The sequence below is a fragment of the Arthrobacter sp. YAF17 genome, from assembly GCF_052113365.1.
GTDB lineage: Bacteria > Actinomycetota > Actinomycetes > Actinomycetales > Micrococcaceae > Arthrobacter.
Genome location: NZ_JBFRDB010000003.1, coordinates 95,252 through 113,723, shown reverse-complemented (window position 1 = coordinate 113,723; position 18,472 = coordinate 95,252). Strand labels below are relative to the sequence as shown.

At 62.1% G+C, this 18,472-nt stretch carries 14 protein-coding genes; 8 read left to right on the top strand and 6 right to left on the bottom strand.

The window, feature by feature from the left end; translation table 11 throughout:
* Positions 1–235: 235 nt before the first annotated feature.
* Together AB4Y67_RS04490 and AB4Y67_RS04485 are read left to right on the top strand one after the other, a co-directional pair.
* Complete coding sequence (locus AB4Y67_RS04490) at positions 236–2,713, top strand: lysozyme (protein WP_441404586.1); 2,478 nt, start codon at positions 236–238, stop codon at positions 2,711–2,713.
* 173 nt (positions 2,714–2,886) lie between these two features.
* Complete coding sequence (locus tag AB4Y67_RS04485) at positions 2,887–4,089, top strand: lipopolysaccharide biosynthesis protein (RefSeq protein ID WP_441404585.1); 1,203 nt, start codon at positions 2,887–2,889, stop codon at positions 4,087–4,089.
* Between the two features lie 20 nt (positions 4,090–4,109).
* On the opposite strand, the gene AB4Y67_RS04480 is transcribed toward AB4Y67_RS04485, so the two are convergent.
* The 4 genes from AB4Y67_RS04480 to AB4Y67_RS04465 are packed head-to-tail and all read right to left on the bottom strand — an operon-like array spanning position 4,110 to position 8,329.
* On the bottom strand, positions 4,110–5,108 hold the full coding sequence (locus AB4Y67_RS04480) for a glycosyltransferase (RefSeq protein ID WP_441404584.1): 999 nt from the start codon (positions 5,106–5,108) through the stop codon (positions 4,110–4,112).
* A gap of 11 nt (positions 5,109–5,119) precedes the next feature.
* A complete protein-coding gene (locus AB4Y67_RS04475) occupies positions 5,120–6,544 on the bottom strand; it encodes a sugar nucleotide-binding protein (RefSeq protein ID WP_441404583.1) in 1,425 nt (474 codons plus the stop codon).
* A 3-nt stretch (positions 6,545–6,547) separates the two neighbouring features.
* The gene (gene rfbB / locus AB4Y67_RS04470) at positions 6,548–7,546 is read right to left on the bottom strand and encodes a dTDP-glucose 4,6-dehydratase (RefSeq protein WP_441404582.1); all 999 of its coding nucleotides are present in this window, start codon (positions 7,544–7,546) and stop codon (positions 6,548–6,550) included.
* Positions 7,547–7,555: 9 nt separating this feature from the next.
* Entirely contained in the window at positions 7,556–8,329 is a 774-nt protein-coding gene (locus AB4Y67_RS04465) for a glycosyltransferase (RefSeq protein ID WP_441404581.1), read from the bottom strand.
* A 126-nt stretch (positions 8,330–8,455) separates the two neighbouring features.
* Between AB4Y67_RS04465 and AB4Y67_RS04460 the strand changes: the two genes are divergently transcribed.
* Genes AB4Y67_RS04460 through AB4Y67_RS04435 form a run of 6 tightly spaced genes read left to right on the top strand, consistent with a single transcriptional unit; the run spans position 8,456 to position 14,374 of the window.
* Positions 8,456–9,208 (top strand): glycosyltransferase family 2 protein, encoded by a 753-nt coding sequence (locus AB4Y67_RS04460; protein ID WP_441404580.1) that lies wholly within the window; start codon positions 8,456–8,458, stop codon positions 9,206–9,208.
* Positions 9,208–9,597, top strand: coding sequence for a DUF2304 domain-containing protein (locus AB4Y67_RS04455; RefSeq protein WP_441404705.1), 390 nt, complete (start codon positions 9,208–9,210; stop codon positions 9,595–9,597). Before AB4Y67_RS04460 ends, AB4Y67_RS04455 begins: the two co-directional genes overlap by 1 nt.
* 1 nt (position 9,598) lies before the next feature.
* On the top strand, positions 9,599–10,492 hold the full coding sequence (locus AB4Y67_RS04450) for a glycosyltransferase (protein WP_441404579.1): 894 nt from the start codon (positions 9,599–9,601) through the stop codon (positions 10,490–10,492).
* Positions 10,492–11,406, top strand: a complete 915-nt coding sequence (locus tag AB4Y67_RS04445) for a glycosyltransferase (protein WP_441404578.1) — start codon at positions 10,492–10,494, stop codon at positions 11,404–11,406. The genes AB4Y67_RS04450 and AB4Y67_RS04445 overlap by 1 nt, the downstream gene beginning before the upstream one ends.
* A 53-nt stretch (positions 11,407–11,459) precedes the next feature.
* On the top strand, positions 11,460–12,323 hold the full coding sequence (gene rfbA / locus AB4Y67_RS04440) for a glucose-1-phosphate thymidylyltransferase RfbA (protein ID WP_441404577.1): 864 nt from the start codon (positions 11,460–11,462) through the stop codon (positions 12,321–12,323).
* 53 nt (positions 12,324–12,376) lie between these two features.
* Complete coding sequence (locus tag AB4Y67_RS04435; RefSeq protein ID WP_441404576.1) at positions 12,377–14,374, top strand: DUF6541 family protein; 1,998 nt, start codon at positions 12,377–12,379, stop codon at positions 14,372–14,374.
* A 740-nt stretch (positions 14,375–15,114) separates the two neighbouring features.
* Here AB4Y67_RS04435 and AB4Y67_RS04430 read toward each other — a convergent pair.
* Positions 15,115–15,600 carry a hypothetical protein gene (locus AB4Y67_RS04430; protein ID WP_441404575.1) on the bottom strand — a complete coding sequence of 162 codons (486 nt, stop codon included), beginning with the start codon at positions 15,598–15,600 and terminating at the stop codon, positions 15,115–15,117.
* Between the two features lie 755 nt (positions 15,601–16,355).
* A complete protein-coding gene (locus AB4Y67_RS04425) occupies positions 16,356–18,470 on the bottom strand; it encodes an acyltransferase family protein (RefSeq protein ID WP_441404704.1) in 2,115 nt (704 codons plus the stop codon).
* Between the last annotated feature and the right edge of the window lie 2 nt (positions 18,471–18,472).

The following is an 18,472-nucleotide window of genomic DNA, read 5'->3' as shown; positions in this document are numbered from 1 at the left end:
GGGGCGCCCGGGCCGCAGTACAAGGGTGCGGCAGGTCGCATGTGGAAAACCAGCCGCCCGATTGATAACAATTGCCCCACTAGTAACATCAGAAACTCTGGTTCACCTTTGTGTCCGGTGTTAGGGTGGGCGCGACAAGTCAGACATTCTCACATCCCGGACAGCATTGCATTGCCAAGCCGCGGGCGCGAGATCACTATGACACTGCCATGAGCGTGTTGTTCCGGAGCGGCATATGAAGCGGACCCTACTTCCCCCCAACAGTCATCTCGTCGGACGGGTTAGTGCCGCGATACTGGCCGTATCCCTCATCGCTGGACCTGGCCTGGCGGCGCCGGCAGCGGCAGTCGAGCCCTCACCGACAGCTACAGCGGCACCAGCCAGCACGTCTTCCCCTTCGCCGTCCGTTAGCACCCCGCCGCCGGTGTCACCGTCATCTGCCACGACACCTGCCGCTCCGACGCCTGCACCGGCACCTGCGCCAGCGGCTCCAGCCCTGACTTCAGGAACGCCGGATCCCTCATCCGCCGCCAGCAAGGCGGCCATGGCAGCGGCTATCGGTCCCGGCGGCGCAGAGATGGGGCAGGGCTCGGCAAGGGTCGTGGCGCCGTCCGCCGGCAGCAGGTCGCGGCTAACCGAGGCTCTTGCGACTGAAGGCACGTGGACTCCGACCTTCGGCGTCCAGGGAATGGACGTCAGCGGGCATCAACCCAGCGTGAACTGGCAGCAGCAGTGGAACATGGGCGCGCGGTTTGCCTATGTCAAAGCCAGCGAAGGCAACTACTTCACGAACGAAGTTTTCGGGTCCCAGTATCAGGGTTCCCGAAGCGTTGGCATGATCCGGGGGGCCTACCACTTCGCCATTCCCAATTGGTCTTCCGGCGCGGACCAGGCCCGCTACTTTGTCCAGAACGGCGGCGGCTGGAGCGCTGACGGTTCAACGCTTCCTCCAGTTCTTGATTTTGAGTTCAATCCGTACGTCGGCAGAACCATCAGCGGTTTCTATTTCGGCAACACGTGCTACGACATGTCACAGGCGCAGCTGAGGTCTTGGGTGCGCGACTTCGGCAACACGATGTTGTCGTTGACCGGCAGACTGCCGGTCATCTACACCAACACCTCTTGGTGGAACCAGTGCCTCGGCAACCCGGCCGGCTTTGGCGACTACCCCCTGTGGGTCGCAGCGTACCCGGGCTCGTTCACGAACAACGCGGGGCCGGTTCCGACGGCGAGCTGGGGCACCTACAGCATCTGGCAATACAGCAGCACCGGACCTTTTGCCGGTGATTCAAATGTCTGGAACGGCGACTATGCCTCGCTTCAGCGCTTTGCCGGGACCCCCATGCCTACCGGCTCCTTCGACGAGCTCGCGATGAGCCGAAACGGAAGTGAGGTCTCCCTCCGAGCGCGCGGCTGGTCCGTGGACCTGGCCAACGCGCCAGCAGCAGCCCAGGCCCATGTCTACGTCACAGACCCTTCGGGCACGACAAAAGGGTATGCGTGGCAGGCCAATAAGCCCCGGCCCGATGTTGACCAGGCCTTCGGATACGGAGCCAGTCACGGTTTCGACGGAACGGTGAGGATCACGCGCTCGGGTACTTACAAAGTTTGTGCCTTCGCCATCGGCACGTTCGGCAACCAAGAGCTGGGCTGTAAGACGTTGCAGGCCACCGGCGTCGAAGCGCCAACCGGCTCCTTTGACAGCGTCAGCCAGGAACGGACAACGGAGACCGTCACGCTGCGGCTCAAGGGCTGGGCCGCCGATCTGGCCAATCCCGCCGAGTCTTCCTACGCCGACGCCTATGTCACTGACCCAGCCGGAAAAACCACTGGGTACCGGATGACTGCAAACCTCGCGCGGAAGGACGTCGCCGACGCGACTGGCCTCGGGCTGGCCCACGGCTTTGATTACCGGGTGAAGGCCACCGTTCCGGGAGCGTACCGTGCCTGCGTCTACGGGATCGGAAAAAACTCCAACGCATTGCTCTCCTGCGAGGTCCTGACCGTCGAATCCAATCCGGCACCATTCGGCTCCTACGATTCACTGTCGCTGACACAGGCACCCAACGCAGCGAACTTGCAAGTCAGCGGCTGGGCTCTGGATCCCGTACAGCCGGGCACCAGCATTCCCGTTCATGTCTACGTTCAGTCGCCTGACGGGACAAGGCCCGGCTATGCCTTCACCGCGAACCGCAAGCGGCCGGACGTCATTGCCGCGCTGCAAACAGTTGGGGACCACGGATTCCAGGCGTCAGTTCCCCTGGGTCCCGCCGGGAAGTACACCGTGTGTGCCTATGCCATTGGAGTCGCTCCGGTTACGGATGGAAATACACTGCTGGGCTGCAAATCCGTCGACGCCGGTCCCACTCCGGCCACCATGGGTTACCTGGATTCGGCCTCAATCAGAGTCTCCAGCGGGAAGGCGTTTCTCGTAGCATCAGGGTGGACTTTGGATCCGTCCTTCCCGGGCACGTCTATACCGGACCACATCTACGTCACGTCGCCGGACGGCACCAGGAAGGGCTACGCCWTCACCGCCGACCAGAAACGGCCGGACGTCAATGGCGCTCTAATGACCATTGGAGATCACGGGTTCACTTCGTCGGTCTCCATCACCCAGCGCGGCCAGTACGAAGTGTGTGCCTACGGCGTGGCGGTCTCGAAGCTGAGTTTGGGCAATTCCCTGCTGGGCTGCCAAACGCTCTCCTACTAGATTTTGCCGAGTCCGTCCAAGGTGATCCCGCGAGGTTCGAGGGGTAGGATTCAGGTCGGCAGTTCTTCCGCACCTATCGGCGGCAAGGAGTTTTCTAGGATCGGAGATCTCGATTGGCTTCGACAACTGCGGCCCTGCTGCGGAGGTTTGGCGGATTTGGGACCTCTTTGGTCTTGTCGACCGCCATCAACCTGCTGGCGATTCCGTTCGTTATCTCCACTCTCGGCGGGGACGTCTGGGCGGAACTGGCGCTGGCTCAGTCGACGGCGGCGATCTTCGGGATTATCGTTGCTTTTGGCTGGGGAACGGTGGGTGCCGCCATGGTCGCGTCCCTGCCGGCACCAGATCGACCGCAGATGTTCTTGGATTCGTTGATTAGCCGCATCTATCTCTTCGTCTTCGCAGCCCCGGTGATGTACGTCGTGGTCCTCATGCTCGGCCAAGTCGACCCGGCGGCGGCGGCATTGGCTTCACTGGCCTACTTGCTGCCGTTTGTTGGCGCATCCTGGTATTTCATTGGACAGGCAGAACCGTGGAAACTGCTCCTCTTCGATGTGCTGCCCCAGGGCCTAGGAACCGTGACGGGAGTTGTCCTGATCCAGTTCTTCCCGGCGCCCATTCTGTTCGTCCTCTGCCTGGTCGTTTTCAATATCCTGGCGGTTGGTCTCGGGGCAGCCGCGGCACTGAGGTCCAGACGCCAGGTACCTCTCACCGCGGATCTTCGTCTGACCTCGGCTATGGGCCGTCTTCGTGGTCAAAAGTACGGGGTCATCGCCGCCGGGACGGGTAGCCTGAACAGCAACCTGCCGATGATTGCAGTCAAGCTGGTCGCCTCCGCGGCGCTGCCCCAGTACGCGCTAGCCGACAAGCTCTTCCGGTTTGCGTTGGCGGGATTTGGTCCCGTGCTACAAGTCATTCAGGGGTGGATTCCGGAAGCCGGTCGGATAGAAAGCCATCAGCGCATACGGATGGTGACCAAGATCGCCCCGGCCGTGGGGCTACTGGGCGGTGTGGTCTTGGCGGTACTCATGCCCTGGGCCAGTTCCCTGTTTTCTCGAGGGGAAATCGTCGTCGATTTCGCACTCAGCATCCCCTTTGGTCTGATTTTTGCGTCCGTACTCGTGGCCCAGGTCGTGGGGCTTGCTTGCCTGATTCCGCTGGGAAAAGGCGCGGCCCTGGCCAAATCGACGGCCATCGGTGCCGCCCTAAACATACCGTTGATGTTTGCCATGGGAATCTTCTTCGGGGCTCCAGGCGTCGCGTGGGCAGTCGGCATTGCCGAGGTCCTCGTCGCCGGTTACCAGATTCTTGTGGTCCGGGACAGCCTCAGGCATCTCGGTCACCCGCCGGTGCCAGCGCCGGAGCCGCTGCGGTAGGTTCGGCCAAACGGTAACTCCTATGCCTGACTGCGGTTCCCTCGGGAGTACAACTCAACCGGAAGCCCGGCAATAAACTCCAGCAGGCAGGGCGCCGCAATATCCCCACGGCGAAAGCCGTCGGCCAAAACACGGGATGTCGGCCCCCAACGGTGGCCGCTCTCAAAGGCCGCCACTCCCCCGTCCAGTCCCGGAGCGCCGTCCACAGCCCGGATTCGCAGGGCGTCTGCCATAGCCCGGCGCCAGCCGAAACTCAAGTCGTTGGCGGTCCGCAGCATGGCGAGCGGACTCGCGCTTCCGTGGAACTTTCTCGACATCGCCGCGACATGCCGGAGCGATCCGGCGATGCCCTTCCGGCCTCCCACTTCGCCAAGCACGTTGCCGCCGTGCTGCACATAGTCCTGGACTACGTCGCTGACTACCAGCACGCCATCCGCCGTCATGGCGCAGACAGCCAGCCAGTGATCGTGCACCTGCGCAATGGTGTCCAAGCGCGGAAACGGCAGAGCCAAGTCCAAGACCTCGGTCCGGAAGACGCTTAGACATCCCGTAACTTGGTTCTGTGCCATCAGCGAGCCGAGCGGAACATTTCGTCGCTGGGTGGACTCTGCGACGATGTCGTTTCCGGGGCGCCGGACCACCCGGGCCTGCGCCGCAACCATGCTCACATCGTCGAGGTGGGGAATGAGCATTTCAAGCTTGTCCGGGTACCAGTGATCGTCTTGGTCCGACAATGCCACCCATTTGGCTTCGGCGGGAACATGTTGAAGGACCCGTTCGAAGTTTCCGAAGAACCCGAGCCGGTCCGGGAAACCTATCACCCGGAACCGGTCATCGTCCCCAAGTTCCTGGGCGACGAAGTCACGGACGCCTGCGAAGCCGCCGTCAGCCGAGATGAGGCAAAGGAAGCGGGAATGGGTCTGGCTCTGGATGGACCGTAGTTGCGCCAGAAACAGGTCCCAATCCGGTTTGTAGGCGGCTAGGGCGACGACGCCGAATGTACTCGAATCGAAAGACACTCTAGCGACCGCTATTCCAACGCACCGAGCTGGCCACAATAGGCTGCCAGCGCGTCCACGGCCAGCCTGGGTTGGAACCCGGAGTTCTTGATTTTAGTCAGCTCCAGGACGCTGTTTAAGGGCCTGGGCGCTGCCGGCTTGTCTCTGAAGTATTCCGCTGTGCTGACGCCGGTCACGGCATCTCTAGGCTGCCCGGAAAGCTCGTAGACGTCTGCTGCAATCTCCGCCCAAGACTGCGGGGCGCCGTCGTTGGTCAGGTTGTAGCTTCCGAAGGCCGCCCCTGATTGCAGCAGGTGCCGGATACCGGCGGCGATGTCTTCGGTGAAGCTGAGCCGTCCGATCTGGTCATTCACCACGGATGGCTCGATCCCGCGCTTAGCGAGCGAAGCCATGGTCCGGACGAAGTTGTTGCCCTCGCCGATCACCCAGCTAGTCCGCACGATGTAGTGCCGGGGAACTACGCTAACGGTGGCGTCGCCGGCGGCCTTCGTCTGGCCATAGACTCCCAGCGGCGCAAAGGGCTCGTCTTCCGCGTGGTTTTCGTGGGTGCCGTCAAAGACATAGTCCGAGGAAACGTGAACAAGCACGAGGTCATGTTTGACCGCGGTCTGAGCCAGTCGGACGACAGCCGCGGCGTTGACGGCCCAGGCAGATGTCCTTCCTTCAGGAGTCTCTGCGGTATCCACAGCGGTGTACGCGGCAGCGTTGATGATCGTGCTGTAGTTCTTCCAGTTCCGGGCGGTGAACGATTCCGCGCTGCCGAGGTCAAATTCCGCCCGAGCTGCGAACTCAACAGACGTGTCGCCGTCGTACAGTATCCGGAGTGCCTTGCCGAGCTGGCCGTCGGCGCCGACCACCAGGATTTTCTTAGCCGGCATCGGCACCACGTCCGCGAGCCGCGGGTGGGCCCTGTCCTTGTCGGACAGTTCGGCCTGCTCCAGCGGGATCGGCCAGGCTATGTTGGCTGTCTCGTCGGCAAGGTTCAGGAACGTGTACTGGTCCTGGGCATCAGCGGACCAGTGGTCGTTGACGAGGTAGGTGTAGGCGGTGTTGTCTTCGAGGGTCTGGAATGAGTTCCCTACGCCCCGGGGAATGAAGATGGCCTGGCTGGGATCCAGCTCAGCGGTGAAGACGGCGCCGAAGGACGGACCCTCGCGCAGGTCAACCCACGCACCGAAAATCCGGCCGGTGGCGACCGAGATGAATTTGTCCCAGGGCTCCGCGTGGATGCCGCGGGTGGTTCCTGCCTTCTCGTTGAAGGAGATATTGTTCTGCACAGGGCGGAAGTCCGGGAGCCCAAGCGCCATCATCTTTTCCCGCTGCCAGTTCTCCTTGAACCAGCCGCGGCTGTCACCGTGGACGGGGAGGTCGTAGAGGACCACCCCGGGGATCGGGGTTTCGTGTGCTGTGAGCTTCTTCGAGAACTCGATCGACATCGTCTACTGGCCCTGTTCCTTGTACTTGGCTTCCGTAGCAGCCTTCTGGGGGCGCCACCAATCCTCGTTGTTCCTGTACCACGCGATGGTGTCCTCGATGCCGGCGTCGAAGTTTGAGAAGCGCGGCTCCCAGCCGAGCTCGGTGCGCAGCTTTGTGGAATCGATGGCATAGCGCAGGTCGTGGCCGGGCCGGTCCACAACGTGATCGTAGGCGTCCGGGGACTGGCCCAGGCGCTTCAGGATGAGTTCGACGACGTCCTTGTTGTTCTTCTCGCCGTCGGCGCCGATCAGGTAAGTCTCGCCGATACGGCCCTTGTCGATGATCGCGAGGACAGCGGAGGAATGGTCGTTGGCGTGGATCCAGTCGCGGACGTTTTCGCCCTTGCCGTACAGCTTTGGCCGGATCCCGTCAATGACATTTGTGATCTGGCGCGGGATGAACTTCTCCACGTGCTGGTACGGCCCGTAGTTGTTAGAGCAGTTGCTGATCGTTGCCTGCAGGCCGAAGGAGCGAACCCAGGCACGCACCAGCAGGTCCGAGCCGGCCTTGGTGGACGAATAGGGGCTCGACGGATTGTAGGGCGTGTCTTCCGTGAAGCGTTCCGGATCGTCCAGCTCGAGGTCGCCGTAGACCTCGTCAGTGGAGATGTGGTGGAAGCGCTTCTGGTGCTTGCGGGCGGCCTCGATCAGCGTGTAGGTGCCGATGATGTTCGTGTCCAGGAACGGGCGCGGATCGTGCAGTGAGTTGTCGTTGTGCGACTCGGCGGCGTAGTGGACCACGACGTCGGCATCTGCCACGAGTTCGTCAACGAGCGTCGCGTCGCAGATGTCACCCTGGACAAAGCGGAAGCGTTCCCCGGGGAGCTCTGCCAGCGATTCCACATTGCCGGCATACGTCAGCTTGTCCAGCACCGTCACATGATGGCCCGTGTTTTCCAACACAAAGTGGACAAAGTTCGAACCGATGAAGCCGGCGCCGCCGGTGACAAGGAGTTTTTGCATTAAGCCAGCTTAGCGTCTCGTGCCGCCGGGGCTGCTGCGACGCAGGCGCCTTCTGCCCTCCAACGCCAACCTGGCAATCATGATCCTGGCCGCAATGATCCGGCGTAGCGAACGGAATCCTGCCGGCGTTTCGTTTTGGTCGTGCAGCCGGCGAAGAAGCGACGGCTCGTCAAGATGGGTTATCGAACCATCGAGGTTTCCGCAAATCGCAAGCCACAAATCATGGGATTCCCGGACATAGGGGGGGATCGGCGTCACCAGCGGCAGAAGGCTCCGCCTGAATGCCATGCCGCAACCGTAGTAAGCACGGTATCCGACCACGATCCCCGCCAGGTTTGCGAGTCGACGCGAGTCCATCCCGGAACTCAAGGGCGGAATCCACGGACGGTCGACGCCGCCGAGCATTGAGAAATTCGTCGCCACCATCTTTGAATCCTGAAGTGCAGCGAGCATCCGGTTCACCCTGCCCGGAATCCAGACATCGTCCTGGTCGGACAGAAAGATGTACTCCCCCGAGCTGGCTCCAATGGCCTTTTCGAACGCCCGGACGTAGCCGGCGTTTTGTGCGGATTTGATGAGTCTTATCCGGGGATCGTGGAAGGTCTCAATGATCTCGGTGGTGTTGTCCGGGGAGGCGTCATCCACAACAACGAGCTCGTCCGACGGGCCAAGCTCCGAGAGAATGGACGAGATCTGTTCCGCGATGAACGTTGCTCCGCGGTAGCTGGCCATGCAGACGCTCACCCGGCGGGCGTGGGAAATGGGGGCTTGGTCGCTCGTCATGGACCGAGACTAGCCGATGGAGCGAGGAGCGATGGAACTGCGGACGGCCACGGGTCAGCGTCTGGAACCGAGCGCGGCCGGCGAAACAGCGGCCGGCCGCCGGGCGGTTGATATAGTTTGGAAGATATGCGCAATTTCGATAAGAACCGGATCTTGGTCATCATGCCCGCATGGAATGAGGCGGATTGCGTGGGTGCGACGGTGTCCGAAGTCCTCAGCCTCGATGAACCTTACGACGTGCTGGTGGTCAACGATGGGTCAACGGACGCCACGTCCACGATCGCTTCCCACGCCGGTGCCACGGTATTGAACCTTCCGTTCAACCTTGGGGTCGGGGGTGCCATGCGTGCTGGATTCAAATACGCCCAGCGGCTGGGGTACAAAACCGTTATCCAAGTGGATGCGGACGGTCAGCACGACCCGCGAAACATCCGGGAAGTCCTCAACGGTCTAAGCAACGCCGACATATCAATCGGGGCCCGCTTTGCCAACCGCGGCGACTATACGGTCCGCGGTCCCCGGAAATGGGCCATGAAGTTCCTCGCGGCGGTCATTTCCGGACTCGCCAAGACGCCGCTAACGGACGTCACGTCAGGGTTCCGGGCCGGCAATGAGCGGGCAATTGCCCAGTATTTGGATCACTACCCGGCCGAATATCTCGGTGACACCATAGATTCCCTCGTCGTAGCTATTCGTTCCGGCCTGACTGTCACGCAGGTACCCGTGGAAATGCGCCCCCGCCAGGGCGGGACACCCAGCCATCACCCGTTCAAGGCCGCGGTCTACCTGGGACGGTCCTTTTTTGCGCTCGCTTTCGCCCTGACCCGCCGTCGGTCACGCGTGGCGCTTCCACTACCGTCAACGGCAGGAATGAAATGATGCCTAACCTAGCGGCCTTCCTCCTGGCGCTCGCCATCGTGGGACTTGTCGCCGAGATGCTCCGGCGGAAGAAGCTCCGCGAGAAATACGCTATCTGGTGGCTCGTGGTCGGCATAGCGACCTTGGTCCTTGCAGCCTTTCCGCAGTTGCTCGTGGCAGTGGCCCAGATTGTCGGCGTGCAACTCCCCTCCAACCTGTTGTTCATCCTCAGCATCCTGATGCTACTCGGAGTCTGCCTCCATCTCTCTTGGGAGATCTCGGTCGTGGAAGAGGAAACACGGGTGTTGGCAGAGGAAGTTGCGATCCTACGGACACAGGTCGAACGGATTTCCAAAACGGTCGGAGTCGGGCAAGACAGCGAAATTCCCCACCCGGAGAGTCCGAACTAGCATGGCAACTTCCCTCGATATCTTCGTGCCCTATTGGGGCGACCCCGACTACATGAAGCTGACCGTCAACAGTGTCTTGGCCCAGTCGGATCCCCGCTGGTTCCTTACCGTAATCGACGACGCGTATCCGGACCCGACCGTTGAAAACTACGTCTTGGGCCTTGCCGATTCCCGCATCACCTACGTGAAAAAACCGTCCAACCAAGGCATAACTGCGAACTTCCGGACGTCTGTCCAGCTCGCCTCCCAGGACCTCCTGGCCGTGGTTGGATGTGATGACATATTGTTGCCAAATTATGTCGCCACGATGTTGGCCGCCCACGCAGAGTACCCGGAAGCCGACATCATCCAGCCCGGCGTCCAGGTGATCGACGCTGACGGTGCGCCGGCGAGGACTGCGGTCGATACGGTGAAGCAAAAACTTCTCCGGCCCCGGTCCTCCGTACCGCTGCTGTTGTCCGGCGAACCGCTTGCTGTCAGCTTGTTGCATGGGGACTGGCTCTATTGGCCCTCGCTGGCTTTCAAAACGGCGTCCATAAGGGCCGTAGATTTCCGCGACGAGTTCCCCATCATCCAGGACCTGGCCTTGATCATTGACATGATTCTGGAAGGTCGCTCCCTGTTGGTGGTTCCGACGAAAAGTTTCGCGTATCGCCGGCATGCCAAAAGCGCCTCGTCAGCGCTTATCATCGGGGGCACAAGATTCTCCGGCGAGCGCGAGTACTTTGCCCTGGCCGCAGAGTTGAGCCGCGCCCGGGGATGGCACAGGGCGGAAAACGCCGCACGGCTGCGGCTCACCTCCCGCGCCCACGCGCTGAGTCTGTTGCCGGCGCTCGTCATGGGACGGAATACCAGGGGTGTCCGTCATATGATCCGCCACGGTCTGGGGGCTTAATGGCCAGCGGGCGGACCCCCACGACAGTAGCTGTCGTCAGCACCTTCCACCCCGAGAACGTGCTAGTTAGGAACTGCACGGCGCTCATGGGCCAGTGCGACGGTGTGATTGTCGTAGATGACGGCAGCAGCACTCCCGACGAGGACGTGTTCACCGCCGTGGAGCGCCTCGGGTGCACTGTTCTGCGTCTGAGAACAAACGCGGGTATCGCTGCGGCTTTGAACCGGGGCATTGAGCTCGCGCGGCGAAGCTATCCCCACCTCCAGTACATCCTCACAATGGACCAGGACTCACTCGTGGAGCCCGGCTTCGTGCGCAGACTCGTGGACGCGGCCTCGTCCGCCGACGCGCTCGGGATGAAAGTGGGCATGATCGCCCCGGGCACGGTGAGTGGCCTACCGAGCCGGGCACGGCGCACGGAGTCGGCCGTGATCATCGGAGACGAGCCAGTGCAGTCCGGACTGCTCATCCCGGTTTCCTGCCTTGATGAAATCGGGCCCTTCAACGAGGAGCTGTTCATCGATGGCGTGGACAGTGAATTCTATCTACGCGCCAAGGCCAAGGGCCTCCAATCGATAATCGCTCCGCTGGCCTCGCTGACACATTCGCTTGGTAGCATGGTGCCGGCCCGGCTGGGGCCCTGGGCCATCCGCTGGCGCGGCGAGCCGCTTCTCATTCGGATCGCCGCGAGCTGGCGCTACTACTTCATCGTCCGAAACCGGTTAGTTCTCTGCCGAAAATACGCTGTGGCAGAGCCCAAATGGGTGATTCGCGGATTCCTGGGCGACGTCCGCCATATCCTCCTCGTCACCCTGCTTGCGCCCGGTCGACAGGAACGCTTGGAGGCGGCCGCTAGGGGCTTCAGCGACGGCGTACACGGCCGGACCGGACCGATGCCCGCTAAAGACATCTAGTATGCCCATCCCGACGTTTTGGCCCTACGGTCAGTGTGGGGAATGATTGACCCATGCGTGGAATAATCTTGGCTGGCGGAACTGGGTCGCGTCTTCACCCAATCACCCTTGGCATCAGCAAACAGCTCGTCCCGGTCTATGACAAGCCGATGATATATTATCCGCTGTCCACGCTGATCCTGGCTGGTATTCGTGACATCCTCATCATCACGACCCCTCACGACGGCGAACAGTTCCGGCGGTTGCTCGGTGACGGATCGCAATTCGGCATCAACCTCAGCTACGTCGAGCAGCCTTCCCCTGACGGCCTGGCACAGGCCTTCATCCTGGGTGCAGAACACATCGGTGATGAGACTGTCGCCCTCGTGCTGGGGGACAACATCTTCTACGGGCAGGGCATGGGCACACAGCTGCGCCGCCACGCGGACATCAAAGGCGGTGCCGTGTTCGGCTACTGGGTCAAGGATCCGAAAGCCTACGGAGTTGTGGAGTTCGACGACGACGGCAGGGCCCTGTCGCTCGAAGAAAAACCGGAGAACCCACGCAGTCACTACGCAGTTCCCGGGTTGTATTTCTACGACAACGACGTTGTCGACATCGCCCGCRAGCTCAAGCCGTCGGAACGCGGCGAGCTTGAAATTACAGATATTAACCGCGCCTATCTGCAGCGCGGCGACCTTCAGGTAGAGATCCTCCCGCGCGGCACAGCCTGGCTGGACACGGGAACGGTCAGCGATCTGAATGATGCCTCGAACTTCGTCCGCACTATTGAGAACCGACAGGGGCTAAAGATCGGAGCGCCTGAGGAGATCGCCTGGCGTCAAGGCTTCCTAAGCGATGCGGAACTCCGCGAACGTGCAGAACCGCTGGTCAAGAGCGGCTACGGCAGCTACCTACTGGGACTCCTGGAGGAGTAAGGCACCCCGCCGCCTAGCGGGAGCACCGCCGTCGTTTCTCGAGTGGAGTCTGAATGAGTTGGTTTTCAACCGTGCCCGTCATCCTGGTGTGCCTGGTGCTTCTTTTTACGCCCGGAATACTGGTCGAGGCGGCTTTGGGGCTCCGGAGACTGTCCTACTTGGCCGTGGCTCCGCTGCTGACAATCAGTCTGGTTGCAGTCAGCGCTATCGTCGCACCATACTTCGGGGTCAGGTGGTCCCTCCTGCCCGTGGCAGTGCTGACCGTTGGCGTGTCGGGAGTGCTCCTCGCCGGCCGTTTGCTGTGGGATCGCCGTAACGGAGTCGCTGCCGGGCCGCGGCTCACGTGGGTGCCCCGCAAACCCCAGAAAGCCCAGGTGATCGAGGGTGTGGGCTTTCTTGCAGGGGCAAGTGCCATCCTGTGGCAACTCCACAAGGCATTCGGCCGGCCGGAAAATATTTCGCAGACCTTTGACAATGTGTTTCATCTGAACGCCGTCCGTTACGTCCTGGACACCGGCAACGCTTCGTCGATGACTCTGACAGCTATGACGAACGGTGATAATCCGCCGTACTTTTACCCCGCGGCCTGGCACGGATTGGCGTCGCTGCTCATCCAATTGACCGGCGCTGAACTTGCTGTGGCCGTCAATGTGCTGAATATGTGCGTCGCTGCAACGGTTTGGACCGCCGGGTGCATGTTCCTGACCCGCACCGTAGTCGGGCCAAGCGCCTATTCTGTTGGGGCGGCGGGAGTCCTCGCAGCGGGTTTTGGCTCATTCCCTCTGCTTTTGCTGGACTTCGGAGTCCTCTACCCGAATTTCCTGTCGGTGAGTATGCTCCCCGCCGCATTGGCATGTGTCGCCCTGTTCTTCGGAGTCAGCGACACTCCAAGCCAGACTGGATTGGCGCGCTACATCCTGGCGCCGGCCGCGGCCGTCGGCGTGGCTATCGCCCATCCGAATGGCCTGATGTCGCTCCTGGCCCTATCGATCCCCATCTTGATTTTTTCCTTTATCGGATTCGCGCTGGCGCGGCACCGGGCGGCAAGAAGCCCGTTACCCGCTCTGCTGATGGGGACAGGGCTTCTCGCAGCCTTCGCAGCAATCGCTGTGATGTGGAAATTTATCCGGCCACCCGCAGAGGCAGCGACGTGGCTGCCATTTCAGACCCAGGGACAGGCTGTCGGGGAAATCCTCACCAACTCCGCCATGCAACGTCCCCCGGCGTGGGCTGTGAGCATCCTGGTCGTCGCCGGCGTCGTGGTCCTCTGCAGCCGACATAGGAGTACCTGGCTACTGGGATCCTTTGCGATCATTTCGGGTCTCTTCGTGGTTGTCTCGGCGGGGCCAAGTGGCTGGCTGAGGAACACACTCACCGGCGTCTGGTACAACGACAGCTACCGCCTGGCAGCGCTCTTGCCGGTTGTTGCCGTTCCGCTTGCGGCCGCTGGCGCGGGATGGCTGACTGGCAGGCTTCAGCGTCTGTGGGCAGGACGCCGCAACGCCGCGGGTATCCTCCCGGCCGGAATCCGGGCTTCGCGTACTATCACCCAGACCGTCGTGCCGCTTGCACTGCTGGCTGTTGTGCTTGTCGCCCAAACGGTGCCGCTGGCCAGCTCAATACGGTCGGCCAACGCTAATTACTACACAACCGCCGACTCGCCGTTGGTCAGCTCGGACGAAATGGCTCTGATAAATGAGCTGGATCAATTTGTACCGGCGGACGCAACGATCGCAGTAAACCCCTGGACCGGCGGGGCCATGGCCTTTGCGATTGCGGACCGCAACACCACGTCCAAGCACACCCTGACCACATATACCCCGTCGACGCTTCTATTGAATGACAAGCTCAGGGACGCCAGCACCGACCCGAGCGTCTGCCGTGCAGCACGTGAAGCCGGCGTGGGCTACGTACTCGATTTTGGAACCCGCGAAGTCCATGGCGGAAACCACGGTTTCCAGGGCCTCCAGATCACCGACTCAGTTCCGGGGTTCAAACTCCTTGCCCGGGTCGGCGAGGCGAAGCTGTTCCAACTCACGGCTTGCAGCTGATTCGTCATGGGCCCTTTGGGGAATGGTCCCCCTTGGAGCACGGGCGGGGGCTAGCATTCGGTGTTGGTGATGACGAGCGCGTTGTCCGGATACTGAGCTGCCGCGGTGATTTCGGACAGCGAAATTAGTGGATTCTTTTACGGCCAAGGCTGGCTGTTGATAACAATAGTGGACTTCGTCGGGCCGCCGGTAACCGGGTGCGGAGTGACACAACGAGCTTCCCTAACTTTTGTCAACCGTTTTGTGTGTCTGGCAGAGGGCAGACCGGAAGGCTCCGCGGCGGTGTTGTCTGCGGAGCTGGTGGTCCGGGCCGGTGGCCGGCGGCGTGGCTGGTGTCGGGACGCTACCGGTAGCACCGGCCGGTGGCGGATGCCGTTCATCTGGTCATGCGGGCTCCTTTCGCGTCGGCGGTGTGGGAGCGGGCCCGGGTCCGTTGGGCCGGAGTGACGGCATAGCGTTCGGCGATGAGTTCCTTGGCGGCCCGCCGGGTGACGGGATTCCCTTGAAGGTCGCGGAGCTGGTAGGTCTCGCCTGTCGTGACGGTTTTCCAGGTCGATTCCGCCAGTTTCCGGGCCCGGCGATAACGGCCTGGGTGTGGGAGTGACCGCTTCGGTCATCAGCCGGTGCTAAAAGCGGCCAGCTGGGGGGGGGGTCCATGGTCCGGGCCACGGAGGCTGCCTGGTAGAACGCCACACGCAACGGGGCTGGGCCTTCCTTGCTGATCGCCCGGCGGGGCTGATTCATGGTTCCGGAGGACCAGTCCTGATGGCGGCGGCGCGGGCAGGAGTATCGCCAAGATCGCGGGGTATGTGTGGCGACCACCGCAGCCAGGGTCGCCGCCCGTGCCGAGGATAGGGAGCGCAGGGGGGGCATCGTTCGAGCACGGCAAGGGCGGTGGCTTCGGATCCGGCGGAGGCAGTCCAGACATCGGAAAATGCCCAGCGGGCCGGTGACACCAGCCGGCGCCAAGAGCGGTTGCCGTCGATGACGGCACCGTGCCGGCGGACCACGCCCCTCCGCAGCGCCAGCTGCGCCGGGGAGGCGAGGACCAGCCTGGGCGGGTCGAAGATTTCCCCGGCATGGGTCAGGACCTCGGAGGCGGTGACATCGGATTTGTTCTTCCCCATGATGGCCCCGCGCAACCGCGCGGAGTGGCGCGCGCCCACCATGGACCTCTGCCCGCCGGCACGTTCGACGACCGCGAGGGTCAGGGCCAACCAGGTCATGGACGTCGGCTCCACGACCGCTGTCACCGGAACCGGCAGCGCAGCCAGGCGTCGTGACAGGGACTCCAGCCCCGCCAGTGTCGGGTCGACGGTGAACCGGCTCAGCTGCTCGGTTCCTCCTCGAATATCTCCCGGACCGCAATACGGTGCCGCGCCGTTACGGCGGCGTCAATACCTGCCACGGCCCTGACCGGGTCCGCAGGTCTATCCCATTTCTGCATGATGTTTCTCCCTCTTCGCATCGAATACATGCGATGGGACAACCCGTCGTTGCCGGCCCACCAGCCGAAGCCACCAGGCGGGCGTTCCCATCCGGGGAGAACCGTCATGCGTCATCTGTCCGGCCTCCGAGGCTTGCCTCCCCTGCCCGGCCCTGCAACTGCTGAGGAAGCGCCGCCTACAGCTCCCGTGCTGTGAGTCATCCGCTGCCTCGCCCAAGGAAAGGCCGGCGCATCGCGCCGCTTCCTTAGGCCACCAATTCCCTCAATCAGGTCTGCCCAGGAGACAGGCCAGGGGCGACGTTTTCTTTCACGGGCCATCACCCCCAGCCGAAAACCACCACCACCCCGGCCCCTCCCCACGGCCACCGTGAACCGACAGCCACCCACCTCAACAGGGGTACGTAAGGGATGCAAGCCTCGTTACTAGCCCCCAGCGCGAACGTCAACTGGTCGCCCGTGGGCAAAATTATTGGTCAAAGACCGGCCACCTGCTCGTTGTCGCGCAGCCTCCCGAGGCACAATCGGCGGGTCGTGCTAGAGGTTGAGTCGCTGCGCCAACGCCGGCGCCAGCGTCTTGGCGAATGTATTGGTCATATGGTTGTCCCGATAGACCATCACATTGCCGATAACTGCCGGACAGACCCCCTGGCGGCAAAAATATGCCGACATGTCGAGGAGCTCGACTCCTTGTACCTGTGCTCCGGCCAGCTGCAGAGGATCCGTCCGGGCGTCCGCCTCGCGCATCCTGGTCTGGCACATCGGTGAATCGGTTCCGTTGAGCGAAACGCACTCAGGAGTGGAGACGTCGGGATAAGGGTTGTCGCCCACAACAGCTACCCGGATACCGGCTGCCCGAAGCGGCTTCAGGACCTCGACGTAGCCGTCGACCAGCGCCTGAGGATTATCCCACCCCCATTTGAGCGCACGCTGGTAGCCGGCTGGCGTCATTCCGGAAACCACTACCAGCTGCGGCCGGAGGAGCAGTATCCGTTCCAGGGTTACCTTGTTCTGCTCGGAACAATTGTGGTAGATCGTCGTGCCATCCGCTGGCGGCGATGTAGAAAAGGGACACCCATTGCGAACCATGGCCCGCACGTTCCATCCCGAAGGGGTGCCGGCGATAAGAAGCGCATCCACGTATTGCGCGGCGTGCGARTCTCCCACAACGACCATCGTTTTCGAGGCATCCGCCGGACCGTACAAGCATTGCTCGATCCTGATGCTCGCCGGATCAAAGGTCCCGCATTCGTCCTTGCCGGTGAGGGGCACATCCTTCAATGCCACGGCGGGATCCGGCTGTACGGGCAGTGCATCGGGAACCGTTGCAGGGCGACTGGGGTCAAACGCCGTCGCTCCCGGATATTCGCGCAGGTTCAGCGCCCCGCTCAACTGCTGGGATTTGACCTCGACAACGACCCAAGGCACAAGGGCTGGAACTGTCGTGGCTGCGATCAAGCCCGCGGCAACGACGAGAGCGTTCCCGCCCCGGGGCCTCCATCGTCGTGCTTTCAGCGGAAGACCCCGGAAAGGGCTGACCGCGTGACGGAACTTTTGCTCGACGAAGTAGTAGGACGTAACCGCCAAACCCAAGCTGATCCCGACAATGGCCGCACCGTGAAGGTAGCCGGGCGTACGGCCAAGGAGAAACACGTAGAAGACGACCACGGGCCAATGCCAGAGGTAGAGGGAGTAAGACAGGTCACCAACGTACGTCACCGGCCGAAGGCTCAGGAGCCGGGTAACCGGATAACCGCGGTCGACTGAAGGCTGCAAGTGCGACGCACCCGAAGCGACTACCAAAACCGTAGCCAGCACCGGCAAGAGTGCGACGGACCCTGGGAAATCCATGGCGGTAGAGAACGTCAACGCGGAGTAGAGGATTGCGCAGAGACCGATCCAACCGGCAGCACGCAGGAACACCGCCCGTGGATGCATCTTCGGCAATAGGACGGCGGCAATACCCCCCATACCGAGCTCCCACATTCGGGTGCTCGTAGCGAAGTACGCGATGCCGTGCTCCGTGGACGAAAACATGATGCTGTGGACGAATGACGCAAGAGACACTGTCGCCAGCCCGGCGAGACAAATGGTTTCAATCCTTAGGCGCAGTTTCGCAGCGACGACCACCCCCGCCAGGAGGATCAGTGGGGTTACCAAATAGAATTGTTCTTCGACGGCAAGAGACCAATAGTGCTGCACCGGCGACACGGCGGCTGTCGCGCCCGCATAGCTGTTTTCGCTGAACGCCTGATTCCAGTTCTGGACCTGCAGCCCGGACATGATCACGTCCAGGGAAATTGACTGCCACCTGTTTTGTGGCAGGAGGATCACAGTCGCGATGGTGGTCGCAATCAGGACCACGCTGGCAGCCGGCAGCAGCCGCCTGATGCGCTTGGCGTAGAAAACGGACAGCCGAATCCGTCCGGTATTGGAGAGTTCCCTGATCAGGGATCCCACAATGAGGAAGCCTGAGATGACGAAGAACACGTCGACCCCGACAAAGCCACCGGGCAGCAGTTCCGGCCAGATGTGATAAAGAATCACAAGTCCCACGGCAAGGGTTCGCAGCCCCTGGATGTCCGTTCTTAGGCCCGTGTTCGCCTTGTCAGGACGGGAACTTACCCGTATATGGCGCCCCTGAAGCACCATCG